Origin of the sequence: Roseicyclus sp., from assembly GCF_965662675.1 — a bacterium.
In the GTDB taxonomy this organism is placed as follows: Bacteria; Pseudomonadota; Alphaproteobacteria; order Rhodobacterales; family Rhodobacteraceae; genus Roseicyclus.
This window is the reverse complement of the sequence record NZ_CBFIIK010000114.1, coordinates 1-8,480: the sequence shown is the minus strand read 5'-3', so window position 1 is coordinate 8,480 and position 8,480 is coordinate 1. Positions and strand designations below refer to the sequence as shown.

General features: G+C 62.9%; 11 protein-coding genes and 1 tRNA gene. 1 reads left to right on the top strand and 11 read right to left on the bottom strand.

What is annotated here, in order from left to right:
* From ACTG4J_RS13380 to dapF, 9 genes are all read right to left on the bottom strand, one after another.
* The coding region (locus tag ACTG4J_RS13380; RefSeq protein ID WP_439140243.1) for a cytochrome c1 at positions 1-766 on the bottom strand (766 nt) is incomplete at its 3' end.
* 17 nt (positions 767-783) lie between these two features.
* On the bottom strand, positions 784-2,130 hold the full coding sequence (locus ACTG4J_RS13375; protein ID WP_439140242.1) for a cytochrome b: 1,347 nt from the start codon (positions 2,128-2,130) through the stop codon (positions 784-786).
* A gap of 18 nt (positions 2,131-2,148) precedes the next feature.
* Positions 2,149-2,724 (bottom strand): ubiquinol-cytochrome c reductase iron-sulfur subunit, encoded by a 576-nt coding sequence (gene petA / locus ACTG4J_RS13370; RefSeq protein WP_439140241.1) that lies wholly within the window; start codon positions 2,722-2,724, stop codon positions 2,149-2,151.
* 251 nt (positions 2,725-2,975) lie between these two features.
* On the bottom strand, positions 2,976-3,401 hold the full coding sequence (locus tag ACTG4J_RS13365; RefSeq protein ID WP_439140240.1) for a GNAT family N-acetyltransferase: 426 nt from the start codon (positions 3,399-3,401) through the stop codon (positions 2,976-2,978).
* Positions 3,398-3,997, bottom strand: coding sequence for a glutathione S-transferase family protein (locus ACTG4J_RS13360; protein WP_439140244.1), 600 nt, complete (start codon positions 3,995-3,997; stop codon positions 3,398-3,400). Before ACTG4J_RS13360 ends, ACTG4J_RS13365 begins: the two co-directional genes overlap by 4 nt.
* A 2-nt stretch (positions 3,998-3,999) precedes the next feature.
* The gene (locus ACTG4J_RS13355) at positions 4,000-4,281 is read right to left on the bottom strand and encodes a hypothetical protein (RefSeq protein ID WP_439140239.1); all 282 of its coding nucleotides are present in this window, start codon (positions 4,279-4,281) and stop codon (positions 4,000-4,002) included.
* A 31-nt stretch (positions 4,282-4,312) separates the two neighbouring features.
* Positions 4,313-4,966, bottom strand: a complete 654-nt coding sequence (locus tag ACTG4J_RS13350) for an FMN-binding negative transcriptional regulator (protein ID WP_439140238.1) — start codon at positions 4,964-4,966, stop codon at positions 4,313-4,315.
* Between the two features lie 15 nt (positions 4,967-4,981).
* Positions 4,982-6,259 carry a tRNA (N(6)-L-threonylcarbamoyladenosine(37)-C(2))-methylthiotransferase MtaB gene (gene mtaB / locus ACTG4J_RS13345; protein ID WP_439140237.1) on the bottom strand — a complete coding sequence of 426 codons (1,278 nt, stop codon included), beginning with the start codon at positions 6,257-6,259 and terminating at the stop codon, positions 4,982-4,984.
* A complete protein-coding gene (gene dapF / locus ACTG4J_RS13340) occupies positions 6,238-7,086 on the bottom strand; it encodes a diaminopimelate epimerase (protein ID WP_439140236.1) in 849 nt (282 codons plus the stop codon). Before dapF ends, mtaB begins: the two co-directional genes overlap by 22 nt.
* A gap of 89 nt (positions 7,087-7,175) precedes the next feature.
* On the opposite strand from dapF, the gene ACTG4J_RS13335 reads away from it, so the two are divergent.
* A tRNA-Lys gene (locus tag ACTG4J_RS13335) sits at positions 7,176-7,251 on the top strand.
* A 21-nt stretch (positions 7,252-7,272) separates the two neighbouring features.
* Here ACTG4J_RS13335 and ACTG4J_RS13330 read toward each other — a convergent pair.
* Both ACTG4J_RS13330 and ACTG4J_RS13325 read right to left on the bottom strand, forming a co-directional pair.
* Positions 7,273-8,223 carry a tyrosine-type recombinase/integrase gene (locus ACTG4J_RS13330; protein ID WP_439140235.1) on the bottom strand — a complete coding sequence of 317 codons (951 nt, stop codon included), beginning with the start codon at positions 8,221-8,223 and terminating at the stop codon, positions 7,273-7,275.
* A partial coding sequence (locus tag ACTG4J_RS13325; RefSeq protein WP_439140234.1) for a hypothetical protein occupies positions 8,216-8,480 on the bottom strand: 265 nt, incomplete at its 5' end. The genes ACTG4J_RS13330 and ACTG4J_RS13325, both read right to left, overlap by 8 nt.

The window sequence follows — 8,480 nt, the reverse complement described above, 5'->3', positions numbered from 1 at the left end:
AAAGCCGCTTGTTGCTCAGATAGAGCAAGACCGCCAACAAGCTCAGCATCACAACAGCGGTAAAGCCCATCTGCTTGCGTGCCATCAGCTTGGGCTCGGCTGTCCAAGTCAGGAAAGAAGCGACGTCGATCGCCATCTGTTCGACAGTCGCTTCGGTTCCGTCGCCGTATTCCACGGCCCCATCCCACAGCGGCGGCGACATGGCGAAATAGCCGCCATAGGTGTCGTTGCCGTAAAGGATCGCGCCGAACTCTTCCTTCTCGGACCCGGTGTAATGGGTCAGAAGCGATGCGACGTATTCCGACCCACCCATGCCCTTGAACAGCGGATTCAGCGCAAGGCCATAGGGCCCGGTGAAACCGGCCCGTGCTTTGGTCATGAGGCTGAGATCGGGGGCGCTTTCCATGGACGAGCCAGCGAAATGGTCGTTGGGCGTGGCCGCGCGCCAATCCTGCAGCTCTGCATCATACACTTCGATGAAGTTCTGCTCGATATAGGCGCGCACCTCTTCTTCGCTCAGCCCCGGCCCGCCCTCGTCCGAGAGCGTGCGGAGCGGCACATAGCGCAGCCCGTGACAGGCGGCGCAGACTTGAGTGTAGACCTGAAGACCGCGCTGAAGCTGGGTCTGGTCAAAGCGGCCGAAAGGGCCCTCATGGGGGAAGGCGTAGTCTTCGACGTAGCGTTCGCCGCCCGCAGCCAACGCTACCCCAGACGACAGGGCCAGCGTTGCCGCCGTGACCGTGCTGATTGCAAGTTTCCTGAGCATACTCAGTTTCCTTTCTCTCACTCGGCCGGGGTCGAAGCGGCGGCGCCGCCTTGACCTTCGGTTTTGCCGTAGTGCGCGTTGAAGTCTTCCTCGATGGTCGCGGGCGCTGCCAGCGGCTTTTCGATCACGCCCAGAAGCGGCAGGATCACGAGGAAATAGGCGAACCAGTAGGCCGAACCGATCAGCGCGATATAGGGGTAGATCCCTTCCGCCGGCATGGCGCCCGCCCACATCAGAACAAAGAAGTTCACGATAAAGATCCAGAACCACCACTTGAACATCGGACGATACCGACCCGAGCGCACCGACGAGGTGTCAAGCCAAGGCGCCAGCGCCATCACGATGATCGCACCGAACATCGCCAGCACGCCGAAGAACTTGGCGTCGACGATCCCCGCTGTCAGGAAATCGACCAAGATCACCAGCCAGACCTCGGTGTCGAAAGCGCGCAAGATCGCGTAGAAGGGCAAGAAGTACCATTCTGGAACGATATGTGCGGGCGTCACCAGCGGGTTTGCCTCGATGTAGTTGTCGGGGTGGCCGAGGAAGTTCGGCATGAAGCCCACGATCGCGAAGAAGGCGGCCAAGATCACGGCCAGCGCAAAAAGATCCTTGATCACGAAATAGGGCCAGAAGGGCAACGTGTCGGCGTCTGCGTCCTTCTTCGAGGTGCGGCGCACTTCGACACCCGTCGGGTTGTTGTTGCCGGTCGTGTGGAAGGCCCAGACATGCACGATCACAAGGCCCAAGATCACGAAGGGCAAGAGATAGTGCAGCGACAAGAAACGGTTCAGCGTGGCGTTATCGACGGCCGGACCACCCAAGAGCCAGGTCTGGATCGCTTCGCCCACGAAGGGGATCGCGCCAAAGAGGCCGGTGATCACGGTGGCGCCCCAGAACGACATCTGACCCCAAGGCAGAACATAGCCCATGAAGGCCGTGCCCATCATCATCAGGTAGATCAGCATGCCGATGATCCACGTGATCTCGCGCGGGGCCTTGTAAGAGCCGTAATAGAGGCCACGGAAGATGTGCAGGTACACCGCGATGAAGAACAGCGAGGCGCCGTTTTGGTGGATGTAGCGGATCGCCCATCCCCCGTTCACATTGCGCATGATATGCTCGACCGAGGCGAAGGCCATGTCGACATGCGGTGTGTAGTGCATCACCAAGATGATGCCGGTGATGATCTGCATCACAAGGCAGAACACCAGCACGATGCCCCAGATCCACATCCAGTTGAGGTTCTTGGGGGTCGGGATCATCAGCGTGTCATACATCAACGACACGATGGGCAAGCGCCGATGCAACCACTTTTCGGCGTTGCTCTTCGGCTCGTAATGGTCGTGGGGAATTCCAGACATGTTTTCAGTCTCCCTCGTTCAGCCGAGCAGGATCGTGGAGTCATCCACGAACGATGCAACAGGGATGGGAAGGTTTTCAGGGGCAGGTCCGCGACGGATGCGACCGGCACTGTCGTAATGCGAGCCGTGGCAGGGGCAGAACCACCCGCCGAAGTCGCCAGCGCCATCACCGATGGGCACGCAGCCCAGATGGGTGCAGACGCCGATCTGAACCAGCCATTCGCCGGTGTTCTCGCCCGAATAATCCGGCATGGACCGGTTTTCATCCGAGGCGTCGATCGGGCCAAGATTGGGGTTGCGGGCATCTTGATCGACCAGATCGGACAGGTCGACGGCGCGCGCTGCTTCGATCTCATCGGCGGTGCGGCGGCGAATGAACACCGGCTTGCCGAGGAACAGAACCGTCAGCTGCGTGCCTTCCGACACGCCGGCGACATCAACGCGCATCTGGCTGGCGGCTTGCACATCCGCCGACGGGTTCATCTGGTTGACCAGCGGCCAAACAGCGGCACCGACGGTGACGGCACCGACACCGGCCGTTGCGTAGTACAGAAAATCGCGGCGATCACCGCTTTGGTCTTCGGCGTGTGACACGGTTTCGCGTCTCCCCTTGCTTTCGGTCCGTGGGTTGCCGGACCTTCAAACCCCGAAAGGGCGTGAGGATTCTACCTCGCGCCCGGCTGGCACGCTGTCTATGGGCTAAGGTTATAGGCGTCCAGCGGACAAACGCGCGCATCTACGCCGAAATGTCGCAGCTTTGCCAGCATTTTCCCGCCATTGGGCCGCGTTCCACAACCTCAGCGATATCACTTTGGGGCGACCGCCCGCAGGCCGGGTGCGCGGTTTCAAAGTGCGCGGCGCATGACCCGGTGCAAAATCCCCGAACCGTCGTCATATTCCGGCCCCTCGGCGACGAAACCCAAGGCTTCGTAAAAGGGAATGACGTAAAGCTGCGCTTCGAGCATGGCTTGGGCAAACCCCGCCGCGCGTGCCGCCGCCATCACATGCAACATGATCGCCCGGCCAAGCCCCGCGCCGCGCGCCTGCGCCATTACCGCGACGCGGCCGATCTTGGCGGTGTTGCCCATCGCGATCAGCCGGGCGCAGCCCAAGGGGCCGCTGTCGTCCTCGGCCAAGAAATGGGTGCAGCTTTCGTCAAGCGCGTCCCATTCCTCGACCTCGGGGATGTTCTGCTCGGCGATGAAGACCGCGCGGCGCACCGCGAAGCAGGCCGCGCGCGCGGCCTTTGTCCGGGCCTCGGTGATCCTCATGCCGGGGCGGTCGCGACCATCGCGGGGCGGGCGGCGAAACCGGCATACCACGCGGCAAGCTGATCGCGCCCATTGCGCCAGCCGCGATCATCATGGCGGAAGTCGAGATAGCCCAATGCCGATCCGACCGCGATCTGGCCCATATCCAGTGGGCCGTTCAGATGGGAAAGCCACTGCCCCTCCAGCGTATCCAGCGCGCGGGCGATCTTGGCCCATTGGCCGTCCATCCACGGGGCGAACTGGATCTCGGTGGGGCGGAACCGCTTTTCATAGGTCAGGTTCACGGCGGCATCCATGATACCATCGGCGGTCGCCTCGATGGTAAGTACATCCCATAGCCGCGCCGCGGGATAGAGCCCGGCCTCGTATGTCGCATCCAGATAGCGGGTGATCACGCGACTGTCGTAAAGCGTCGGCGCCTCGGGGCGTGTCAAAGCAGGGATCTTGCCCAAGGGGTTGGCGGCGTTCAGCCGATCCTCACCCCCCAAGGGCGAGGCCGCGACCTGTGCAAAGGGGATATCGGTGATCCCCGCCTCGGCCATCATCACGCAGACCTTGCGCACGAAGGGTGAAGCGGGCGAGCCCAAAAGTTCCATCGTCATGCTGTTTTCCTGATGCGAAACCGCCCAATGGCGGAAAGATCGATTTCCATGCCGGGTCCGTGCGGCCCAAGGCGAAGTTGACGCCGCCAACGGCCCGTCGCGTTCAACTGGCCCGGCGCATGGCCGATGGCCGCGCCTTCGGGCATCTGGTCCATTGCGGCCTCGGTCTCAGGGTCAAGACGCCTTGGCCGCGCACGGTTCGCGGCGGCATAGGCAATGGCCGCGACCGCGCCATAGCGCAGAAGGGCACCGGCAATCGGGGCGAGTGGTAGGGCCAAGGCGCAACCTCCCTTGCGGCTGAATGTTGGCCTAGAGATAGGGGAAGGGCGTGTCGCTGTCCATCGCGGGCGGGCCATCACGCATCAGGCGCGCCAGCGTGTCGACCTCATGCCCGATGGGTGAGGTGCGCACCGCTTGCGCCGCGCCCAGACGCGCGGGTTCCGTCTTGTTCTGGTTCAGCTTCCATGTCCCTTCGACCGTCTCAAGCGTGAAGCGGAACGGCAAGATACCGCGCATCATCCGCAACAACGCCTCCTCCGGCATCTTGTCGACGGTCCAAGGTTTCTTGGGGGCCAAGCGATCCTCGAAATCGGCGGAAACCCGATCGAGATGGCGGCGCATGGTGTCGGGATCGGCGGGTTCCAGATGCCCGCGCAGATGCACCGCGACGTAATTCCATGTAGGCACCTGCGCCGGGTCGCCATACCAATCGGGCGAGATATAGCCATCGGGCCCCATCACAGCGATGACCGCAGGCGTCGGCCCTGTCACCGCCCGCGCGATGGGGTTGGAGCGGACCAGATGCAATTCGCCCCCCGTGGCATCTGCGTTCAGCCAGAACGGCACATGCGACAGCATCGGCCCCTGATCGCCGTTCACGCACAGCGTGCCGAAACCGCGCGTGCGCGCGAAAGCGAGGTTCAGCGCGGCAGCCTCGGTGCGGAAAGCCGGGTTTGGATGCATGGGTTTTCCCTTTGCTCAGGCGGTAAGGCGCGCGCCCGCATGCCCCGTGATGCGCGCGGTGATGATCGCCCCTTCGGGCTGATCGGCGCGGAAATCAACTTCGGTGAATTGTTCGGTCCGGCCCATGCGGGGGTTTTCCATCAAGATGCGATGGGTCTTGCCCGTTTGTGCCGCCAGATGGGCAGCCACCCGCGCGGCCCCAGCATCGCGCAGCCGCGCGGCGCGCGCCTTGATCGCAGCACCCGCCACTTGCGGCATGCGGGCGGCGGGGGTGCCGGGGCGGGGCGAATAGGGGAAGACATGCAGCCATGTCAGCCCGCACTCCACCACAAGCTTCAGCGAATTTTCGAACGCGACCTCTGCCTCGGTCGGAAAGCCCGCGATGATGTCGGCGCCAAAGACCATGTCGGGGCGAAGCCGCCGCGCATCTTCGCAAAACCGGATCGCATCATCGCGCAGATGGCGGCGCTTCATCCGCTTTAGGATCAGATCGTCGCCATGTTGGAGCGAAAGGTGCAGATGCGGCATCAGGCGCGGCTCGGTCGCGATGGCCTGCATCAGGTTCTCGTCGGCCTCGATGGAATCGATCGAACTGATCCGCAGGCGCGCAAGATCGGGCACCAGCCGCAAGATCCGCATCACCAGATCGCCAAGGCGCGGCGTGCCGGGCAGATCGGCCCCCCAGCTTGTCAGATCGACGCCGGTCAAGACCACCTCGTTGTAGCCGCGATCCACCAGCCGCTTGATCTGATCGACGACGACGCCTGCAGGCACGCTGCGCGAATTGCCACGACCAAAGGGGATGATGCAGAAAGTGCAGCGGTGATCACAGCCGTTCTGGACCTGCACATAGGCGCGCGCGCGGGTGCCAAACCCATCGATCAAATGGCCCGCCGTTTCCGTGACCGACATGATGTCATCGACCTGCACCCGCTCGGTCTGCCCCACAAAATCGGCGGCCATCGCGGCCCATGTTCCGGCCTGCATCTTTTCGGTGTTGCCGATCACCCGGTCGACCTCGGGCATGGCGGCAAAGGTTTCGGGCTCGGTCTGGGCGGCGCAGCCGGTGACGACCAGCGTGGCGTCGGGGTGCTGTCGGCGCAGGCGGCGGATATCCTGCCGCGCCTTGCGCACCGCCTCGGCCGTCACGGCGCAGGTGTTGACGATCACCAGACCCGACAGCCCCGCGCCCGCCGTCATCTCGCGCATCGCCTCGGTCTCATAGGCGTTCAGGCGGCAACCCAATGTGTGAAAGACAGGCGGCTTGGCACTCATCGAACCGATGCCAGCCATTCGGGCGTCAGAACGCCGGAAAACACCGTGGCCGTGGGCCCGGTCATCCAGACACCGTCATCGCGCCAATCGATCCAGATATCGCCGCCATCGAGCGTGATCCGAACCTTGCGCCCCGTCAGCCCGCGCCGTGCTGCGGCCACCGCCACCGCGCAGGAAGAGGAACCAGAGGCCAGCGTCACACCCGCGCCCCGTTCCCAGACCCGCATGCGCAGGTGATCAGGCCCGACCAAATGGGCGAATTGCACATTGGTGCGCGCGGGGAAGAGCGGGTGATGCTCGATCCGCGCACCTTCACTGACAAGGTCCACTGCTTCGGCCTCTTCGATGAAAAAGCTGCAATGCGGGTTGCCCATGCCGGTGGCGACGGGATCGCCCGGTATAGGCAGATGCAGCGTGTCCATCGCCTCTGCCAGCGGGATGTCGGCCCAATCGGTCATCGGATGGCCCATATTAACCGCGGTCAGGCCATCGCCCGCATCGACGGCGTGCAACACCCCCCGCTCGGTTCTGAGCGTCAGCGCTGCGACACTGCGCTGGTCCATCTCGTGCCGCGCGATGCAGCGCGTGGCGTTGCCGCAGGCCGCCGAAAGCGAGCCGTCCGCGTTCCAAAAGGTCAGCCGCAGGTCGGCCTCGGCGTCATCTTCGATCACCGCCAACTGGTCAAATCCCACGCCCCGGTGACGATCAGCCACCGCGCGCGCCAGCGCCGCGCCGACAGGGGCCAGCCCGGCACGCGCGTCGATCACGACGAAGTCGTTGCCAAGCCCATGCATCTTGAGAAAGGGCAGGCCGGAAAGGGGCATCGCATCTACCATCCGCGCCATATACGCTTGACGCGCAAACATGGAAATCCCCCACCCCGGTTTTTGGCTTGACGAGTCTTTGGCCCGACCTTAGGTACGCGCCTCTGAGTGGGCCCGTAGCTCAGTTGGTAGAGCAGTTGACTTTTAATCAATTGGTCACAGGTTCGAATCCTGTCGGGCTCACCATTTCCTCCCTCGGTTTCATCCTCAGAATCGCAAGCCTGCATCGACAATCCGGCTGACGATCTCGGTCCGGCTGCGCAGCTGGTTGGGCTGCAGATGTGCGTAGCGCTGCGTCATCGCGGATGAGGAATGGCCGAGCAATTCCTGCACCTCGTAAAGGCTGACGCCATTGTTGATCAGCAAGCTGGCATAGGTGTGGCGCAGATCGTGGATGCGCACTTCGGAAAGGCCCGCCGCATCCCGGGCTTTGAAATAGGCGATGTGGAACCCGTTGTAACAGGTGCCGGTGCGCGGGTTGATGAAGATGTAGTGCTCTGGCCCGACGGGCTGGCCCAATTCGCGGGTACGCGCCCTTGTGGCCTCCAGCACGGTGATCGCGGCGGCACTCAGCATGATCCGGCGCGAGCGCCCGTTTTTCGAGATCGGCACCCGCCAATGCCCCGCCACCAGATCCATATCGCACCAGCGGGCCGTGCGCGCTTCGCTTTTGCGGGCACCCGTCAGCAGCAAGAAGCGGATGAACAGCGACAAATAGGGGTGGTTGATCCGGTCACATTCGTGCAGCAACCGCCCGATCTCGGCCTGCGAGAGGAAGCGCTGGCGGTAATCCCCCGTGGGCAGCTTGCGCAGGTAGGGCGGCGCATTCGCCCCTTCGGGCAGCGCGCCCCAGTCGCGGACGGTGCGAAACAGGCGGTTCACGAGGAAGATATGCTTGTTGATCGTGGTGTTCTTCAGCCCCGCCTGCACCTGTCGCCGCAGCCATGCATTGACTGAAAGCGGCGTCAGCTCGCCCCAACCCAAAGGGCCGAGCGTGTCGCGCAGATGCTTGTCATAGGTCAAAAGCGTGTGCCGATGCCCACGCGTCGTGGCCGCGACATGGGGGTAGTAGTGGTCATCGAAAAACGCGTTCAGCGTCGGCGCCGCCTCGCAAAAGGCGAAACCGCGAATCACGCTGTCATGCGTTGGTTCAGACATATCCACGGCGCACCCCCTTTTGCGCATCGCGCGTTATCTTTTCGTCTGGCTTCAATTCCGCCATTTTTGTCGGCCCCCAAAAACCGGCGGGCAGAAAACCACGGGCCATGACAATCTGTTCGAGTAGCCGCGTCGGGCCTTGCGGCGCATTTCGAACGACTGATTCCCTATTGCGCGGGTTTAAATCATCTAAAGAGAAAATAGAAAAACATTCGCGCACATATTCGCAATAGTATGAAATCTGCCTGCTATTGGTG